Here is an 18,307-nt window from a genome sequence, read left to right as displayed (position 1 = left end):
TGAACTTTGAGCCACGAGTTGACAGAGAAAACGCTTCTTGAATTGCCCGGCCCTTTAGGGCCGGGATAAAAGTCAATTAAACCCTTCTTGGGCTTTAGCCCAATACATGTAGCAAAACGAAGAATTGGGTTCTTTGCCCCTTTAGGGGCTACAGCTTTGTAGCATTGTGTTTATATATTAGCCAGCGGCCCCTTTAGGGGCCGTACAAAAAAGCTCGTAGCTCGAAGCTCGCCGCTCACAGCTTGCATTAAAAAGGTATTCCCAAATTCACATACGACTGTATCTTCCGCGTCTGGTCACAATACATCGCACTTATTTCCAGCGGACCAAGGGCAAAGTTGTAAGCAAAAGTCACGGAGTAGCCGGAGAAGAAATCCCGTGTAGTGAGGTAGCCGGTCTCCTTCACAAAATTATTGACGAGCACGTTGGCCCGTCCTATCAGGTAAGTATTGTTGAAAGCCTGCACCCGCAGGCCACCCTGCAAGGCAAGCGCACTGCTGGAGTATTCAGCCCCTTCCGGTAACCCGGCAAAAGTGATCTGATTGCGGAACGTCTTCGTAAGGCCGCCGATCACAAACTCATTCAGCACATTGTCGCCATAATTGAAATTGGCGCCACCCTGCACATTGAATAGAAAAGTAGAACGCTTACTTATCGGCGTATAGCTTTCCAGGTTCACGCTGGTGCGGTAAAAACTTTTATCACTGATCGGGATCAGTTCGGGCGGCACTTCAAGCCCGTTCTCATAAAACCGCACCCGCGAATTCTGAGGAGCTACCCAGCCCGCTTCCACGTCCAGCTTGATACCCCGTTTAGGATAAATATTTTTATCCAGCGAATTATGATTCATGTACACAAAAGGCGTAAAAAACTTCTTACTACCCTTGAACTCCAGTTCCGTTGATATCTTCGGACTATACTTTACCCATTCAAACCGGCCACCACCACCAATCGTGAAAGTGCGTTTGGCAGAGAATTGCACCTTGCCGCCAAACTTGAAGAAGTTGAGATTATAAAGCCCGTCCTGTTTCGATTCAGTATACGTGCCGATATCAAAATTGTCATATTGCGTTTCCAATATCGCCGCCACGTTCTTAAGTCGTCCCAGGTATTGCAGGTGCTCACCACGGATGCGGAACGTTTCACCGATGTTCACAGATACAAGACTCCTCGAATTGGTAAGGAAGAAATTACGCGCAGTAAGGTTGGCAATAAGGCCTACCCCGGTAAAACGGTTATAATGTAAACCCAGTTTGGCAAACGTGAGCGGATACTCCGTTACGTCGAAAACAATGCGCGAAGTACCATCAGACTGAGGCTCCAGCGAATACGTCACCCGGCTGTAATACCGCGTGCCATAAGCTTGACGCACCATATTAGCCAGCTTACGGGCAGTATAAAACTGGTTCGTCTCAAAGTTCATAGTATGAATAAAGAACTCCGCAGAAGTCCTCTCCACACCATGCACCTCATAAGAAGAAATAACCACACCATGCACCTGTGGCAGGCGGTCCAGTCTTGGAGGCTGAGGACCGTAGAGAGCATTCAGGGAGTCGGCAATAAACTTGAAGCGGGGATACAACTTGCGCCCTTCTTCCAGCCCCAGCTCCATCAATTCTTTCGAATCACCAAAGCTGCCCATATTATACTTCTCCATCTTGAAAGGCACGTAAATATCACACTGCGCCACCTCCCTTTTATTATCCTCCGCTTCGCGGAAGAAAGCCACCTGCAATAAGATCTGTAAAGCATTACGCACCTTTTCAGAAGGCATCAACCCCGTAGCCACGTTACTGCCAATCACAAAGTCAGCCCCCATTTCCTTTACATCCTTTACCGGGAAGTTACGCACCAGGCCACCATCGATCAGCTTGCGGCCATTGAAGTCCACAGCCGTAAACACAGAAGGAATGGCCATACTCGAGCGGATGGCGCTGATGATCTCACCCTCTTGCATCACCACGGCTTCACCGGTGCCCACATCCGTACCAATACACCGGAAAGGCACGCTGAACCGTGAAAAATCCTTCTGATTATAAACAGGGAAAAACAGTTCGGAAAACTTCAGCCACAACTCCTGACCTTGCAACACACCACTGGGCAGGCGGAAGCGGTGATTGACCCACGGAAGCTCGATCACGTACTTGGAGTACTCCTCCTTTTCCTCCATGAAAATGCTGCGAAGAGAAGATTGATTACTCAGCAGGAGGTCCCAGTCGATGGTGCGCGCGATCTTTTCAATCGAGTCGGCAGAATAACCTACGGCATACAAACTACCGATGATACTGCCCATGCTGGTACCGGTGATATAATCCACGTTCAGGCCGGCAGAGTCGATAGCCTTCAGGATACCGATATGCGCCAGCCCCTTGGCCCCGCCGCCACTAAGCGTCACACCGATCTTCGGCCGCACAGCAGCGTTGGGTTGCGCCGTCGCAAAACAACTAACCAGCAAAAACATACAGGCGACACTAAATTTCATGAGCACACCGGGTTAAGAATCTAATTTACAATTAAATGTAATCTGTTTGTCTGTGTCACCAAGAGATTATTGAAGGAATAACACCACGAAGGTGGGTCGCTCTGCTGCGCTGCTAACGCCGTGAGGCAGAGCGGCTCACCTTAAAGCCTCAAGAAATAACCTTTCCGCGCCTCTATTACAAAATAAAAGCCGTTCCGTTCAAACGGAACAGCTTTATTACAAGAAAAAGTTAAAATACAGGTAATGATCAGCAAACACTTGCTCCGCCTCTGGCGAGTGAGGCTATTAGCAAGCCTCTGGCTTGCAACTCGTAGCTCAAAGCTCGCGGCTCGAAGCTGTTTTCACCTCGGTATCTTCAACTTCCAACCCACCTGGATGACATCAGGGTCCTTTATCCGGTCCTTATTCGCCTCATAGATCTCCTTCCAGCCCATACCGAATTGCTTACCAATCTTGGTAAGGTTATCACCCTTCACCACTTCATACTCCTGCGGTGCGGCGGAAGCAGCAACCGTTACATTCAATACGAGGTCGCCAGCCCGGTAGTCCGGGTCGATCTTATCATAAATGGCCCATAATTGGTCTTTGATGTCAAACGAAGCAGCCTCCCCGTCGATGTACAGCACATTATCCTGTTCCCGCACTTGCAGGTTAGTCACACCGGAAGCCTTCGCGGCATCCACCAGCTCTTTGTATTTGTCTTGCAAAGCCATAGCATGGTTCCTCCGTTTATTTTTTAACAGTTAGCTTATTCTCGATTTTCTTGGGCTTTAAAGCGTGCAGCGCAGGCATCAGCACCGTAAGCTCGGCTTTCTTGATCTCGCCATTGAGCGTTACCACACCTTCTTTTACATCAGCCTTTACACCATTATAAGCTTTAACTACCTCGTTGACGGCGTTCTGCAACGTTTCATCAGGAGAGATAGTAACAGGCTCTTGCGCAGGCTGTGGAGCCGCTACAGTAACATTATTCACCACCTCTTTTACGCCGGTAATGTTCTTCACGGCACTTTCATAGGCAGTTTTTGCGGTCACATCAATCACTTCACCAGTCAGTGTTACCACACCATCCTTTACAGAAGCAGTAATGCCACTCGCCCCGGGAATCGATTGCGTCTTTTCAGTAATCGCCGCCTGGAGATCACTGTCTTTGACATCATTTTTGCAAGAAGACAGAAATAATACGCTTACGGACATCAACAGCGTGAGCAACGTAAGCCTCATGGAGATTGTTTTCATCATTTATATGATTTAAGTGAATAAATGACATACCCTGACAGTCCAGGGAATAGAGGCTGCACTACTGTAGGCAAATAGCTTGCCTAACTTAATTCAGAAAAAATGTGGGGGAGTACCTGTACAGTTTAGAGTAGGAGTTCACGAACTTAAACTATTACGTTGTCATTTCGAACGCAGCGCCAGCAGAGTGAGAAATCTACTTGCGAAGCAAAAGGATCGAAACAAAAAGCCTTAATCAAAGGTCCCAACAATCATCCATTCAAAGCTATGGTTGCCAAAAAAGAAGAGTAATCGAAGTAAAACATGGGGAGGCGTGAGCCCGCCAGGCCGCGCGGAGCGATCGGGCCTGGCTTGATTTTTCTTTGGTTACTTTCTTTGCATCAAGGCAAAGAAAGTAACAACAAAGCCCTGCGCGCCGCGCAAAAAAATAAAGCAAAGAACAGAATAAACGTCGAAGCAAAAGCCAACGCTGCGGGCAGAAGAAAAAGATTACTGCCCCTCCAACTCAATAATACTCTCAAAAACCTTCTCATACTCCTCAGAAGCCAATTTGAGATTAGTAGCATTACTCTTATACTCTTGTTCAGTCTGAACAAACTTATTCTTATCCGAAAAAACATCAGGAGAAGCCAGTAAAGCCTCTAACTCTGTCTTCCGCTTAGTCAAGGCAGCTACTTTCTCTTCCAGCTCTTTAAAAAGACGCTGCTTTTTCTGTAGCTCCTTCTTCGCCTCTTTATTGATAGGCTCCTGCTTAGCAGGCGCTGCAGGTGCAGGTTGAGGTTTGCTTTCAACCACAGGCTTTGACTCCTGCTTTTGATTCCTGTTGTCAGATTTCTGATTGCCGGCTTCTGACCGCTGACTCTTCGCTTCCTCCTCCTGCTTCTTCTTCATCCGTTCCTTCCACTCAACCCACTCCTCATAACCACCATCGAAATCCTTGATCTTATGATCATCGATCTCCCAGATCCTGTTGGCTACCTTGGAAACGAAATAACGGTCGTGACTCACCAGGATAATACTGCCTTCATATTTGTTGAGCGCCTCGATCAGCAGGTCTACGGTATGCATGTCAAGGTGGTTCGTAGGCTCATCGAGCATCAGGAAGTTAGCCTTGCTGATGATCGTTTTAGCCAGCGCTACGCGTGCCTTTTCACCACCACTCAACACCTTGATCTTTTTATCCGCATCATCACCACTAAATAAGAAACAACCCAATATGGTACGTAACTCCAATTCAGTTTTCTGACTGCCGGCATTCTTCATTTCATCAAGGATAGTATCATTGATGTTCAACGCCTCCAGCTGGTGCTGCGCATAAAAACTCTCATCCACATTATGACCCCAGCGACGGTCACCGGTGAAAGATTCCACACCGGCAATGATGCGCAGCACGGTAGATTTACCCTTACCGTTGGCGCCGATCAATGCGATCTTATCACCCCGGTTGATCTCTGCGCCGGTATTCTCGATGATCTTATTATTACCAAAACTTTTACCGATATGTTTTAGTTCACACAACACCTTGCCCGGTACCTTATCCACCTGGAAGTTGATACGCAGACTGGGCCGCTCGATACCGATATCCTCCAGCCTGTCCAGTTTATCCAGTCGTTTCATGGCACTCTGTGCAGCCGCAGCTTTGGAAGCCTTCGCTTTAAAACGTTCGATGAACCTTTCCTGCTGACGGATATAATCCTGTTGATTCTCGTAAGCCCGTTGTGCCAGGTCCAGCCTCAGCTCCTTCTCCGTTTCATAAAAAGCATAATTGCCATTATAAATATGCAGCTTGCGCTGATACAGCTCGATGATCTTAGTAACCATCCGGTTCAGGAAGTATTTATCGTGACTGATGATCACTACAGAACCCTGGTAATGCGTTAGGTACTTTTCCAGCCATTCGATAGAAGGAAGGTCAAGGTGGTTTGTAGGCTCATCGAGCAACAGCAGATCAGGAGCCTGAAGGATCATCTTGGCCAGCAGCACACGCATACGCCAGCCACCACTGAACTCTTTATAAGGACGTTGCAGGTCGGCATTGGAAAAACCAAGCCCCTGCAGAATTTCTTCCGTCTTGTGATGAATATTATAGCCGCCCAGCGTTTCCAGCTCATGCAGCATATCCGTATACTTGATCAGCAGGTCTTCGTCGCCGGTCTTTTCCAATTCTTTGCCCACTTCTTCAATCTCCACTTCCAGCTGACGCACCCGTTCAAAAGCCCCCAGCGCCACCTCCAGGATGGAGTCATTGGTATCGAAACTCAGCAGGTCCTGGTGCAGGTAGCCGATGGAAGTGCCACGGCTGCGTTCCACCGTACCGGCAGAAGCAGAGTATTCACCCACCAGCAACTTCAACAACGTTGATTTACCAGTACCATTATACCCAATCAGCCCGATCCGTTCATTCGGTTGAATATGCCAGGTAGCATCTTCAACAATAGCACGGGCGCCAAACTCAAACGTCATATTCGTAAATCCTGCGAGCATATATAAATTGCTTATTATAAACCCCGCAAGGTACGAATAATCAGCCACTTTACCATTCCCCACTTGCCCATCTTCCCTTACCTTTGGCAAAACTTTTTCATAAATGAAAAAACTCATTATAGGCGTACTCATATTGGGCGTAGCAGGATTGATAGCGTGGAAGTTATGGGGCGGAAAGGACGAAACACCCCGGGAAAAACAAAAGCCGGTAGCAATAGCAGACAACACCAGCACTTTCAACCAGTCCTACGCACAGCTGCTGACCGCCTATTATGCAGTCAAAGATGCCCTGGTAGCCAGCGATACTGCCAAAGCTACCGCTACAGCCCTTCAGTTGATAGTTGCTTCCGATAGCCTGAAAGTGAATGAGATACAGGGAGATACTTCCGGAACGATCAAAAGCACCGCTCAAAGCTATACGGCTAATATCAGCACGATTGCCAAAGTATTGGCCGATAGCAAAACGCTGGACGAAAAACGGAAACAATTTGTAATGATAGCCGATGCCATCTACACCCTCACCCAAACAGTGAAATATGATGGGGAGAAGGTCTATTGGCAATATTGCCCCATGGCCTTCAACGACAAAGGCGCCTACTGGCTGAGTAACAACCCGGTGATCATGAATCCCTATTTCGGCAACGAAATGCTCCATTGCGGCACCACCGAAGACTCACTCGATTATTCGAAGAAATAGCTCTTCAGTCGCCAGCCTCTGGCTGGTGACGCCTATTTGCAAGCCTCCGGCTTGCATTGCTCCGGTAAAGCCCGCCCCGAAAAGACCAATATGAAGCACTGCGCCACCACAATACTTATCCTTCTACTGGCTTGTACTGCGATGGCGCAGCCCAAATACACATTGAGCGGTTATATAAGAGACTCCCTCTCCGGCGAATCCCTCATCGGTGCCACCATCGCCGTCAATGGTCAGGGCAAAAGCATCAGCAGCAACCAGTACGGCTTTTATTCCATCACCCTGCCGGCAGACACCTACAACATCTACGTCACCTTTGCAGGCTACCTGCCCATGCAAATGAGCCTCACGCTGGATAAGAACACGGTATTCAACTTTCAGCTGCTCCAACGCTCCATGCTGGAAGAAGTAGTCGTATCCTCCCGCCGCCGCGATGGCAATGTGCAGCAAGCACAGATGGGCAAGATCGACCTGTCCATGAACCAGGTGAAGGCAGTGCCGGTTCTGTTGGGAGAAGTAGATTTGCTAAAGACATTGCAATTGATGCCGGGCGTTCGCAACGCAGGCGAGGGCAACACGGGCTTGTATGTACGGGGAGGAGGCCCCGATCAAAACCTGATCCTCCTCGATGATGCGATCGTATACAACACAGGACACCTCTTTGGCTTCTTCTCGGTCTTCAACTCCGATGCCATCAAGAATATATCTCTCATCAAAGGCGGTATGCCAGCCCAATATGGCGGACGCCTGTCTTCCGTGCTGGACATTGCCATGAAAGAAGGCAACATGAAGAAATGGGAAGTAGAAGGTGGAGTAGGGGCCATAGCCTCCCGCATCTCGGTACAGGGACCGATCAAAAAAGACAAAGCCTCGTTCATTGTTTCAGCCCGCCGCACTTACATCGACCTGCTGATAAAACCATTCATCGGCAAAGACAATTCCTTCTATGGATCAGGCTACTATTTCTACGATGTGAACCTGAAAGCCAACTACAAGTTCTCCGAAAAAGACCGCCTCTACCTGAGCGGCTACTTCGGCAGAGATGTATTTGACTTCCGCAACTCACAACGATCCTTCAACGCACGCATACCTTGGGGCAACTCCACAGCCACCCTGCGCTGGAACCATGTATTCAATAGGAAGCTGTTTGCCAACACAACGCTCGTATACAACGACTACGCATTTTCCTTCGGCGCTTCACAAAACGATTTCTCGATCAAGCTCTCCTCCGGTATCCGCGACCTCAATGGAAAAATAGACGTAGACTACTTCGCCAGCCCGCGCCACAAAATGCGCTTTGGCGCACTATACACCTATCACCGCTTTACGCCCAACGTGTTGAGCGGCGGACAAGGCAGCACCACCTTTGAGCCCAACAACGAGAGCCGGAAGTATGCCCTTGAGTCAGGTATATATGTGCAGGACGATTGGGAAGTAAGCGACCGCATCAAGGTCCATGCAGGCCTCCGCTTCAGTGGCTTTGAGCAAATAGGTCCCTATAAAATATTTGAGCGTGATGCAGACGGCAACAAGCTCGACAGCACGGTCTTTGGCCGCGGCGACCGCGTGAAAACGTATGTAGGGTGGGAGCCTCGCTTCACCATTCGATATATACTGGATGACGAAACCTCCATCAAAGCGGCCGTCACCCGCAACAACCAGTACATCCACCTGGTAAGCAATGCCGGGTCAACCCTGCCCACCGATCTCTGGGTGCCGAGCACCTACCGCGTAAAACCACAGATGAGCTGGCTGTATGCGGCAGGCATCTTCAAGAACTTTAAGGACAACACTTTCGAAACCTCCGTGGAGCTGTACTATAAGAGCATGGACAACCAGATAGAATATGAAGAAGGCTATACTCCTTCCTTAACCGATCCCGAAGAGCGGTTTACATTCGGAAAAGGCTGGAGCTATGGAGCAGAGTTTTTTGTGAACAAGACGAAGGGGCGACTCACTGGTTGGGTAGGGTATACCCTGTCTTGGACCTGGAGAAAGTTTGCCGGTCTCAATGACGGCGAAAAGTACCCCGCCAAATACGATCGCCGGCACGATATGTCGGTGGTGGGTATGTATGAGATCAATAAAAAGTGGAAGATATCGGGCTTGTTCGTGTACGGTACCGGCAATGCCACCTCGCTACCCGAACGGTTCTATGTGGTTGGCGGCGTGCTCACCCAGGAGTATAGTAAGGTCAACCAATACCGCCTGCAGGCTTATCACCGTGCCGATCTCTCGGCCACCCTCACCCCTCGTAAGAAGCCCGGCCAGAAGTGGGAGCAAAACTGGGTATTCAGCATCTACAATGTGTACAGCCGACTCAATCCTTACTTCATCTACTTCGACCAGGAAGGCAGCCCCTATGACGGCACCCTAAAGGTCGACGCCCGCCAGGTGTCCCTGTTTCCTATCATTCCTGCTGTTACTTGGAATTTTAAGTTTTAAGAGGTTTTATTCGCTCGCTTTGAATCATTCGTTCATTAAACTAAGCTAATAGGAAAGGCATTTTCCGTTTTTGGTACATTTGCTGCATGATTGAGCTTTTCAATCAGGGTAAGTGTCTCACGGTATTCTCTTGCTTCGGCCAGCTTGGTAAACTGGATTTCGGCGTTTGCATGCTGTTTTACAAAAAACTCTATTTCATGTAGAGTTACCTTGAAAAACTCCTTTTTATTATTAATTCTGTTTAATCGATTATGGGCGAACTTTTGGTGCAATTCGTATTCTAATTGAGGAGCGTTTTCGGAATAAATGATTGCATGAATATCAAATTGAAAAGGAACAGAAGCGTCTCCCAATTCTCTAACCCTATCCATTGGGTCTAACCTTCTGGTCATACCAATTTTATAGACATCCTCACCGAAAGAACCAATGTTGGAAATGATATAAATATGCCCAACCTTTGTTAATTGGGCCATTGCTATTGCTCTTTCCTTTCGCTCGTGAGCCTCTTGTAATTTTCGTTCCAGATCCTTTATTTGAGAATTTAAGACGTCTACATTAACTGGAGATGTCCCTAACTCAGACTTTGCCCTGTCCAGCGCTTTTTGAAACCGCCGTTCTTCATCCTCAGCTTCTTTCTGGGCTCGTTCCATTTCCTTTTGAGCCTTTTCTTCTTCCCTCATTTGCTCTCGAATGCGCCTTTGCTCCTCCTTTTCTTCATACTTCTTTTGCTCATACTCATAAGTAAGAGCAAATTCTTCAATTTTTAGATTGAGAAATGTTCTTGTTATTTGAATGTGTTGGGTTACGCCAAGCTTATTAATATTCTCAAAGGCTTTATTTATACGTTCACTTGTTTTAACGGCATTATTCCACTTTACCTTGGCAATAAGGCTGTCGCATTCACCATTAAAAGCAAATAACATTAATTTTTTATACTGGTTCGTCATTCTTCTGCCTTCTGCCACACTTCCGCTAACAGTCCATTCTGTGCTACAAACTACTGCCTGATCTACTTTAATTAAATTTTTCTGTTTTTCATAATTTATTTCCATTTGTAGTTTGAATGCTTCAGAAGTTTCAAAGTCGAATCGAGGTGCATATAATCCAAACGACCCAATATCCAAACTATCTTGATACAGATTAACTTGCTTTTCCAATTTCTCATGTACAGCCAATGCGTTTAAATACTTGGAATTTAACTCTTGTAACTTATTTTGGGCACTTTGTATTTCGGCCTCTCTATCTTTCAGGTACTGATCTTTGTCGATTAATGTTGAATATTTATAGACAATTGAGTCTTTTGAGCTTATACAATTAGTCAAAGCAAGATTTTTATTATCAAGTTCCAGAGAAGTTGATTGAACCTGATTTTGCAATTGCTCAATAGTTGATTTTGCAGAATCAAGTTCCCGTTGATTAATCAATAACTGCTCATTAGCTTCAGCAAGTAGTTTCTTGGATTTGTTGAAAAACATATGGCTTGATTTTGTATTTCAGGTCTCAATCGTTAATCACTCTTAGCTTCATCACTATTTGTGGATCTATTCTCACCAATAAACCAAGACGCCAGATACGCCGTAAAAGTGCCGAACAAACCCACACCAACAGTCATGAGAGCCATCGCAATTAATCGACCCTCCATGGTAACGGGAAATCTATCACCATAACCTACAGTGGTAATTGTGGTGTAAGCCCACCAGATGGCATCTTCAGCAGTTTTAATATTGCTGTTGGCGTCTGTCTCAACCTGTAATATTGCTATGGAGGAAAAAATAACCATTAAGACAGCTATAATTGTAGCTGCTGTTAATGTACCCTTCGTCCTTCTTTTAAATATATGCTGAACCAGGAGCTTTGTAGAGCGGAACGCCCGAAGTAGCCTGAACAATCGGATTAATCGAAAAGTCCGCCCAACCCGCATAAAATCAAACATGGGAATACTGGATACTAAATCAATCCAACCCCACCGCATAAATTTCCACTTATTATCAGCCTGATAGAAGCGCTTAAGAAAATCAACCAGAAAAACAATGCAGATTATATTGTCAGTTATAAATAGAACCCTGGAGACCTCTGCAGGCAACTTTAGGAATGTATCAAACATTAGTGCGAGCAGCACATAAATAGACAATACAAGGATAAGCAGGTTTAGGAAACCTATTCTTTCTTCTACAGGGCTTTCTGCGTTTTTCATCTATTTTATATGACAAGTCTGGCTGGGCCAGTTTTGATTAATCATAGTGACAACTTGGACTTATAAGGTTAAATTATAAATATTTCATTTATTATTCAAGCCTTGACTGCTTAACAACAATCAATATCTATCGCCTTAAGTACTTCTACGCTCGAAAGGGGTGAGCGTATTCGGGCATTAAATATACAAATGCTTCATACGACAGATTTACGGGAAACCGTAAGGAGAGAGCAGGTTAGTTGCAGCCCACATATCTATTGAGAAGGCTCTTTACGTTGAATGTACTTGCCATACATGTATTCGGAGAGCGGTTTTAAACGGCGGTCTATTTCAACCGGATGATACCCGGCTGCAGTATAAAACTCGACTACATTATTGATCTTGGAATACCAAATAGCTCCTATAGACCTCCTCATAATAGTGTCCGGCAGCATTATCTTTTTAAAGTACTTGACCTTAACTGTATCCAATGGGATGATAAAGGCATTAGCCTTGTTGGGTTGCTGGTTACAGGCAATCGGTTGATAATGATCAATCTCCCAGTACATGCATCCTCCATCCCCTTTGGTATTCCCAAACCAAAAGGCCATTGAGATGCCCACCAGTACAGTGGTCGCTGCCAATGTTTGTCTTGTACCAAATTTTATGATCTTTTTTGTAGCAACCTTAGTATCGTCAGGAGGAGTGGCTGCCATAGATTGGCTATTAGGTAAGGATGGTGGCTCGATAGTATTATCAACTTCAGGCTCCGTTGGTCTAATGGTTGGCTCTACTGTCCCCTCAATCCTGTATGACTTCCCATACACAAAAGGCCTTTCTGGAAAATCAATAAGCCAAGCCAAAAGTTCTATATTCTTGATATCTGTGGAGTTGGATTCTCCCAATAGAAACTTCTGCAAAGCCTTGAACTTGTTTATGTCAAAATGGTCTATTGCTTCTAAGTATTCTGCTTTATCACCGTGCTTACCAAAAAATGCCCTTAGCGCCCGTTCATCTTTTGGGACATACCCAGCCTTACACATTGCAATACATTCATCCCTGAGATTGGCAGGAGAGGGTTGTTTTAAGAGGGGAGATAAGTCGTCGGTAGCTAATTTTCTCTTATAGCTATTCAAGACCAGCGACTGGTAATCTACAAGCATTGTAACTATAATTTGATATTAAGTAAATCGAATTATCGGAATTGAATTAGGATCTAAAACGGTATTCCCGGAATACATGCGGAATGATCGGAATCATCGGAATTACCGGAATCGTTTGCCAATCAGCCACTTACCCAAGTCTATCTTCGTCCTGCAATCAGATCACACCTCCATAGCTAAGAGGCTTACTGTACAGACTGATTACACAATGGGCAGCGAGAACGGAAACAGATAACCGGCTTTGGGAAGCGTTTACAAGCTTCCGCGATCGACGCCCACACTTCCCAAAACAAGTAAGAAGCGCTTCTTCACTGATTTCAGGTTTTAGCACCCGGATGCCATGGGCATCGGCTGCCATTCATTTACTCTCCAAAAATTTTAAAAATGTTTAAACTAATATTTCTGATATTTTGGGCCATCGCATGCCCCAAACACACTGGTACGACAACAACGAATAATGGTGCGCAGGTAACTACTATGGATGACGATACAGGCGGGGAAACAGGAAGCATTCCCCCCAAACCGCCTACTCCGCCAAAACCTTAATCTCCATTCACGTAAGGCAAGACTATTCTTGCCTTACTTTTTTTAGAACAACTCTCGGCTAACAGTCAACATAATATACGAATTTTTTATTTTTAGGTCAAATAGCCGTTAGTGAGAGTCCTACACATTTACCTGTCATTACTGATTGTCAGCCACTTCGCTTGCAAAAATAAACCTGTCAGTCCACCGGCAGTAGCAGTCCCTTCATTTGAGAAAGCATACTCCCTTTTCCAAAATAACGATGATTCAGCCTTTCACTACTTTAATAAGATCGCTACAGGTTCCGGCGATACCTTACTGATCGCAATAGCCTATAATTATATGGGCATGATACAAGGATACGAGGGAGACTATTACGGTGGCCAGGAAAGCCTTCTAAAGTCTCTTTCATTGCTTGATGAACGTAAGAAGTCAAACAAAGATTGCCTGCTATCCGATTATAACGAACTGGGCCGTATTAGCAACGATCTTAAAAACTATGATAATGCCCTTGACTATTACAACAAGGCTCTTCCAATGATAAAGAATGAAAAAGACAGTGCAATAGCCTTGAACAATAAAGGGGTTGCCTTTCAGGGAAAAGGGGATTACAATCAGGCAGCCGATATCTTCCATTCCGCCCTGGATCAAAGCAAAAACTACCCTGTACAATATGCACGCACACTATCTAATTATGCCAAAGTCAAATGGCTACTGGATACCGCTTATAATGCTGCGCCTGAAATGTTACACGCCATGCAGATCAGGAAACGAGAAAACGATAGCAGAGGATTAAATGCAAGCTACGCACACCTTTCTGATTACCATGCTATACTCCGGCCCGACTCAGCCCTAATCTATGCAAACAAAATGTATGAAACAGCAAAGCTGATCAACAATCCCGATGATGAGATCGAAGCCCTTACAAAACTGATAAACCTCAGTCCCGTTTCATCACTGAAACAATATTTTACGCGCTACCAATATTTGACAGATAGCATGCAAATAGCACGCAATGCTGCAAAGAACCAGTTTGCCCTCGTTAGGTACGATGCCGAAAAAAACAAGGTAGACAACCTTCAACTACAAAAAGATAACGCACAGAAAGAACTTCAGATAATAACACTTATTGCAATAACCCTCATTCTCCTTACTTTCATCGCAACTGGCATATTCTTGTATCGAAAACGAAAGCAACGAATAGAATTCAACGCTCGCCATGCAATACAGGAGCATCAGCTTAAGACATCCCAAAAAGTGCACGATGTAGTAGCTAATGGACTGTATACAATAATGACAGCAATTGAACACCAGGATATTATTGAAAAAGAACCGTTGCTGGACAAAATAGAGATACTGTACGAACAATCCAGGGACATTTCCTATGAGCAGCCATCTATTACACACCAACATTTTCAGAATAAAATAGCTGAACTGCTCGCTTCTTTTGCCAGCGTCACTACAAAAGTCCTTACAGTAGGTAACACCGAAACTCTATGGGCAAATACCAGCGCACAAACCCAACTGGAAATAGAGCAAATACTTCAGGAACTGATGGTTAATATGAAAAAGCATAGTAGAGCGAACAACGTTATAATAAAGTTTGAACGCCTAAATGGACTGATTCATATACAGTATACCGACAACGGTGTCGGAATCCCAAACGAAATTATATATGGAAATGGATTGACAAATACGGAAAACCGTATTAAAATGCTTGGTGGCCAAATTACATTTGACAGAACGGTAGTCAAAGGACTAAAGATCCGAATTTCCTTTCCAACAGCCTGATCAATATGATTAAAAGAGTACTCATAGCAGAAGATCACGAAAGTGCTAACATTTCCATCCAGAAAACACTTGAAGAATTGGATATTCTCGATGTAGATTATGTATACTACTGCGATGATGCTTTCGACAGGATACAAAAAACAAACAAAACTGCTCGTTCTTACGACCTGCTTATTACTGATCTGTATTTTGAGGAAGACGATCGAATGCAGAAACTTGTCGGTGGTTCAGAACTTATTGCAGCCGTAAAACAGGAGCAACCGGATTTGAAGATTTTGGTTTTTTCGGCAGAAAACAAGGCGGCTATCATCGAAATGTTATTTGAGAAACAAGCTATTGACGGATATGTGCGAAAGGCCAGGAATGATGCAAAAGAATTAAAACAGGCAATCAACCAGATATCTCAAAACCAGCGATATTTCCCCAGGCACATCATGCAACTAATGAAACAAAAAAATGCTTACGAATTTACTGACTATGATATAACAATCATCACCCTGCTCTCGCAGGGATACCGTCAGAATGATATTGTTGAATATCTGAAACAAAATGAGATTCGGCCATCTGGTTTAAGCAGTGTGGAAAAACGCCTGAATAAAATGAAAGAAGTATTGGAGTTTTCTAAAAATGAGCAACTTATAGCATTCTGCAAAGACATGGGCATAATATAATAATTACTCGTGTTACGGATTTCCGTAAAAAATGACGTATTCCATTCTCTACTTTTGAAACGTAATAAACTACAATCATTATGAAAAAGAAGTATTATGTTTCAGAAGTAGCACAGGATAATGGAGATCATGAAGTTCACGAGGCCACTTGTGTATACCTTCCTAATTCAAACAACAGGAAGCTTCTGGGTGAATTTGATTCCTGTCAGGATGCTGTTCGTGCCGCTAAAAGCCATCACAACCAGGTAAATGGCTGTTATTATTGTAGTAATGCCTGCCACACCTCGTAAATGTATCAAAAAAGAAGGATCGGTATTGAGCTCCAGTAGATTGCTTCCTTAGGTAATCACTTAATAAACCTTATACTTTGCAACGACGAGCCTGCTTTGTTATGGAAATTCTCTTAGGTTTCTTATTACTTCTAACAGGTCTTCATTGTACTGAAACAGGCGTCTATATCTGTGACAGTAAAAATGCTATTAGATATCATTACAACGCCGATTGTCCTGGATTAAATAACTGTAAGCATCAGATAATTAAAATTCCCCTCGAAGAAGCAAAAAGGAAAGACAGAACAATTTGTAAATGGGAACAAAAATAAAAATATCTGTCTATGACGAACAAGCGATAGCAAACGACTTGTCCTCGATTAGATAGTATTGAATTAAATATCATGACAGCCTCTAAACAAAGTTTCAGATACCTTAAGTTTAAAGACAACTCGCCTTACCGACGTTTTGTACAAAACGGAGAGGCGAAGGTTGCACAAGCAGGGGTTACGAAAGAGTCTGTATCAGATGTTCCAGCGCATGGCACTTATGGAGGCTTATTATTTCATCCTAAATGGAAAGAAAAAAGGAAGGAGATATTAACCAGAGACAGGCATCAGTGTGTCAACTGTAAGTCAGATAAAGATTTGCAGGTACATCACCGTCAATACCACTTTGTTGTAAGTCAAAACAAGTTTCGGCTTCCTTGGGACTATCCTGATCACCTGTTAATAACCTTATGCGAATCTTGCCACAGTAGAGGGCACAATAAATACAAAGTACCTACCATAACCGTTTAAAATACATTTTATGGGCTTATTTAGCATCTTCAACCGAAACGGAAAGAACCATCGAAATGGGCATGAAGGAGCGCTGCCAGAAATCCCTGAAGGAACCTTTATTGAAAAAGAAAAGCAGGAAGGAAACCAAAGCCATGACCTCAAGGTAAAAGAAGGCATAAACCAGTTGTATGAGTTTCTGGATAAAAATTATGAAGGGAAAGGATACGATGATGCGTTAGTAAATCCCGACACTACGCACCTTGAACAAAATATAACCGCCTTAAAAAATGATCTTGAAAGATCGATTCGAAAAGTAAAGACATTTTACGAAGACTCTATCAGAGAGATAAACTTCCATATATCCAGTCGTGGTAGAAGCGGAATGATTGACACAGTAGAAGAGCTGACGGTTAAGAAAGAAATAGCAGAAAGCCATATTAAACAAGTAATAGAGATTGAAGAACAGGCAAAAGATAACCAGGGGGTAGGGCATGGAATAGTCATCAGCTATACAAGGGGATTTAAGAATGGGCTTGCAGCCATTTCTCACCATGTGATCTTAAAAAGGAACTTTTAAATAGACATTATGAGAAATATATGGATTCGCTTTGGTTGCTTCCTGACCGGCTATAATTATAGTATTATTAGAAGTTCGAGCGAAGTAGCTGCAAAATCAGTCAAAAAGTATACTGCCGCAATAGTAATTGTTTGTATCCTTTGGTTCTTTATTGGCTTCACCTTTGCGCATAGATACCTGCAATCAGGTATAACCGGTTCTGTAGTAGCAGGAATACTTTCAGTAATTATAATTGTGCAGATTGAAAGACAAATTGTATTATCTATTCATCCCAGTCGTTGGCTTCTTTTCTTTAGATCTTGTCTGGCGCTTATGATGGCTATCTTAGGGGCTGTAATTATTGATCAAATCTTACTTGAAAAGGATATCGAGTTGGAGAAAGTATCCTATGTATCGGAACGTGTGGATTCGATTTTACCATCAAAAACATTCGAATTGAAGCGTCAAATTGCTGAACTGGATACTACAATTAGGGATAAAGAGGCCGAAAAGCGGGATTATATAGCAGAAGTATCAAAACAGCCGACGATTACTTTTACAACTAGCCAAACTCAGTCAATTCCAATGCCGGTAAAACATCAGACTCCATCGGGTAGGGATACTACAATTATTGTACAAAAACCATTAATCACAATTAATAAAAACAGTATTCCAAATCCCAAGGCAGCTTTAATAGCTGCTACCGATTCCGCAATTGCTGAAATGTGGAAGCAACGAGCTGGGAAACAAAAAGAATTACTCAATATTAAACCATCCTTGGAAAAAGAAATGAAAGAGAAAACCGGGTTCTTGGATGAACTAAAAGTTATGTATCGCCTTATATCCAACTCCGCGGTAGCTTTAGCCTTTTGGCTGCTTTGGATTCTTTTCTTTCTGTTCATAGAAATGCTTGTGCTGTTTAGTAAAATGGGTGACAAGTCCAGCGATTATGAAAAAACGGTCTTGCATCACATGAATCTTCAATTAAGAAGACTTGATGCATTGGCGAAAGAATCATGATAAACCAACAACA

General features: G+C 44.1%; 14 protein-coding genes. 7 read left to right on the top strand and 7 right to left on the bottom strand.

What is annotated here, in order from left to right; all coding sequences use genetic code 11:
* Positions 1–247: 247 nt before the first annotated feature.
* The 4 genes from AC5JBY_RS21940 to AC5JBY_RS21925 all read right to left on the bottom strand — a co-directional run bounded on the left by AC5JBY_RS21940 (position 248) and on the right by AC5JBY_RS21925 (position 6,205).
* Positions 248–2,482 (bottom strand): patatin-like phospholipase family protein, encoded by a 2,235-nt coding sequence (locus tag AC5JBY_RS21940; RefSeq protein WP_495906800.1) that lies wholly within the window; start codon positions 2,480–2,482, stop codon positions 248–250.
* 341 nt (positions 2,483–2,823) lie between these two features.
* Positions 2,824–3,195: a LysM peptidoglycan-binding domain-containing protein gene (locus AC5JBY_RS21935; protein ID WP_495906799.1), complete on the bottom strand. Its 372-nt coding sequence runs from the start codon at positions 3,193–3,195 to the stop codon at positions 2,824–2,826.
* Positions 3,196–3,211: 16 nt separating this feature from the next.
* Positions 3,212–3,724, bottom strand: coding sequence for a BON domain-containing protein (locus AC5JBY_RS21930; protein WP_495906798.1), 513 nt, complete (start codon positions 3,722–3,724; stop codon positions 3,212–3,214).
* Positions 3,725–4,210: 486 nt separating this feature from the next.
* On the bottom strand, positions 4,211–6,205 hold the full coding sequence (locus AC5JBY_RS21925; protein WP_495906797.1) for an ABC-F family ATP-binding cassette domain-containing protein: 1,995 nt from the start codon (positions 6,203–6,205) through the stop codon (positions 4,211–4,213).
* A gap of 103 nt (positions 6,206–6,308) precedes the next feature.
* On the opposite strand from AC5JBY_RS21925, the gene AC5JBY_RS21920 reads away from it, so the two are divergent.
* Together AC5JBY_RS21920 and AC5JBY_RS21915 are read left to right on the top strand one after the other, a co-directional pair.
* The gene (locus AC5JBY_RS21920; protein ID WP_495906796.1) at positions 6,309–6,902 is read left to right on the top strand and encodes a DUF3347 domain-containing protein; all 594 of its coding nucleotides are present in this window, start codon (positions 6,309–6,311) and stop codon (positions 6,900–6,902) included.
* Positions 6,903–6,992: 90 nt separating this feature from the next.
* Positions 6,993–9,344, top strand: a complete 2,352-nt coding sequence (locus tag AC5JBY_RS21915) for a TonB-dependent receptor (protein WP_495906795.1) — start codon at positions 6,993–6,995, stop codon at positions 9,342–9,344.
* A 35-nt stretch (positions 9,345–9,379) separates the two neighbouring features.
* On the opposite strand, the gene AC5JBY_RS21910 is transcribed toward AC5JBY_RS21915, so the two are convergent.
* From AC5JBY_RS21910 to AC5JBY_RS21900, 3 genes are all read right to left on the bottom strand, one after another.
* Positions 9,380–10,819, bottom strand: coding sequence for an SNIPE associated domain-containing protein (locus AC5JBY_RS21910; protein ID WP_495906794.1), 1,440 nt, complete (start codon positions 10,817–10,819; stop codon positions 9,380–9,382).
* A gap of 32 nt (positions 10,820–10,851) precedes the next feature.
* Entirely contained in the window at positions 10,852–11,538 is a 687-nt protein-coding gene (locus AC5JBY_RS21905) for a potassium channel family protein (RefSeq protein ID WP_495906793.1), read from the bottom strand.
* A 254-nt stretch (positions 11,539–11,792) separates the two neighbouring features.
* Entirely contained in the window at positions 11,793–12,680 is an 888-nt protein-coding gene (locus AC5JBY_RS21900; protein ID WP_495906792.1) for a hypothetical protein, read from the bottom strand.
* Between the two features lie 867 nt (positions 12,681–13,547).
* Here AC5JBY_RS21900 and AC5JBY_RS21895 point away from each other — a divergent pair.
* From AC5JBY_RS21895 to AC5JBY_RS21875, 5 genes are all read left to right on the top strand, one after another.
* Entirely contained in the window at positions 13,548–14,996 is a 1,449-nt protein-coding gene (locus tag AC5JBY_RS21895; RefSeq protein ID WP_495906791.1) for a tetratricopeptide repeat protein, read from the top strand.
* 5 nt (positions 14,997–15,001) lie between these two features.
* Positions 15,002–15,667, top strand: coding sequence for a response regulator (locus AC5JBY_RS21890; RefSeq protein ID WP_495906790.1), 666 nt, complete (start codon positions 15,002–15,004; stop codon positions 15,665–15,667).
* 80 nt (positions 15,668–15,747) lie between these two features.
* Positions 15,748–15,957: a hypothetical protein gene (locus AC5JBY_RS21885; protein WP_495906789.1), complete on the top strand. Its 210-nt coding sequence runs from the start codon at positions 15,748–15,750 to the stop codon at positions 15,955–15,957.
* A gap of 789 nt (positions 15,958–16,746) precedes the next feature.
* Positions 16,747–17,295: a hypothetical protein gene (locus tag AC5JBY_RS21880; protein WP_495906788.1), complete on the top strand. Its 549-nt coding sequence runs from the start codon at positions 16,747–16,749 to the stop codon at positions 17,293–17,295.
* Between the two features lie 9 nt (positions 17,296–17,304).
* On the top strand, positions 17,305–18,294 hold the full coding sequence (locus AC5JBY_RS21875; RefSeq protein ID WP_495906787.1) for a DUF4407 domain-containing protein: 990 nt from the start codon (positions 17,305–17,307) through the stop codon (positions 18,292–18,294).
* Positions 18,295–18,307: the final 13 nt, after the last annotated feature.

The sequence above is a fragment of the Paraflavitalea sp. genome (assembly GCF_059502485.1).
The sequence above is the reverse complement of the archived record's forward strand: the minus strand, read 5'-3'. Positions and strand labels throughout refer to the sequence as shown.

What these genes read in the sequence shown, in the direction of transcription:
- AC5JBY_RS21940 (WP_495906800.1), bottom strand. Translation starts at nt 2,482, where the DNA reads ATGAAATTTAGTGTCGCCTGTATGTTTTTGCTGGTTAGTTGTTTTGCG.
- AC5JBY_RS21935 (WP_495906799.1), bottom strand. Translation starts at nt 3,195, where the DNA reads ATGGCTTTGCAAGACAAATACAAAGAGCTGGTGGATGCCGCGAAGGCT.
- AC5JBY_RS21930 (WP_495906798.1), bottom strand. Translation starts at nt 3,724, where the DNA reads ATGATGAAAACAATCTCCATGAGGCTTACGTTGCTCACGCTGTTGATG.
- AC5JBY_RS21925 (WP_495906797.1), bottom strand. Translation starts at nt 6,205, where the DNA reads ATGCTCGCAGGATTTACGAATATGACGTTTGAGTTTGGCGCCCGTGCT.
- AC5JBY_RS21920 (WP_495906796.1), top strand. Translation starts at nt 6,309, where the DNA reads ATGAAAAAACTCATTATAGGCGTACTCATATTGGGCGTAGCAGGATTG.
- AC5JBY_RS21915 (WP_495906795.1), top strand. Translation starts at nt 6,993, where the DNA reads ATGAAGCACTGCGCCACCACAATACTTATCCTTCTACTGGCTTGTACT.
- AC5JBY_RS21910 (WP_495906794.1), bottom strand. Translation starts at nt 10,819, where the DNA reads ATGTTTTTCAACAAATCCAAGAAACTACTTGCTGAAGCTAATGAGCAG.
- AC5JBY_RS21905 (WP_495906793.1), bottom strand. Translation starts at nt 11,538, where the DNA reads ATGAAAAACGCAGAAAGCCCTGTAGAAGAAAGAATAGGTTTCCTAAAC.
- AC5JBY_RS21900 (WP_495906792.1), bottom strand. Translation starts at nt 12,680, where the DNA reads ATGCTTGTAGATTACCAGTCGCTGGTCTTGAATAGCTATAAGAGAAAA.
- AC5JBY_RS21895 (WP_495906791.1), top strand. Translation starts at nt 13,548, where the DNA reads ATGGGCATGATACAAGGATACGAGGGAGACTATTACGGTGGCCAGGAA.
- AC5JBY_RS21890 (WP_495906790.1), top strand. Translation starts at nt 15,002, where the DNA reads ATGATTAAAAGAGTACTCATAGCAGAAGATCACGAAAGTGCTAACATT.
- AC5JBY_RS21885 (WP_495906789.1), top strand. Translation starts at nt 15,748, where the DNA reads ATGAAAAAGAAGTATTATGTTTCAGAAGTAGCACAGGATAATGGAGAT.
- AC5JBY_RS21880 (WP_495906788.1), top strand. Translation starts at nt 16,747, where the DNA reads ATGGGCTTATTTAGCATCTTCAACCGAAACGGAAAGAACCATCGAAAT.
- AC5JBY_RS21875 (WP_495906787.1), top strand. Translation starts at nt 17,305, where the DNA reads ATGAGAAATATATGGATTCGCTTTGGTTGCTTCCTGACCGGCTATAAT.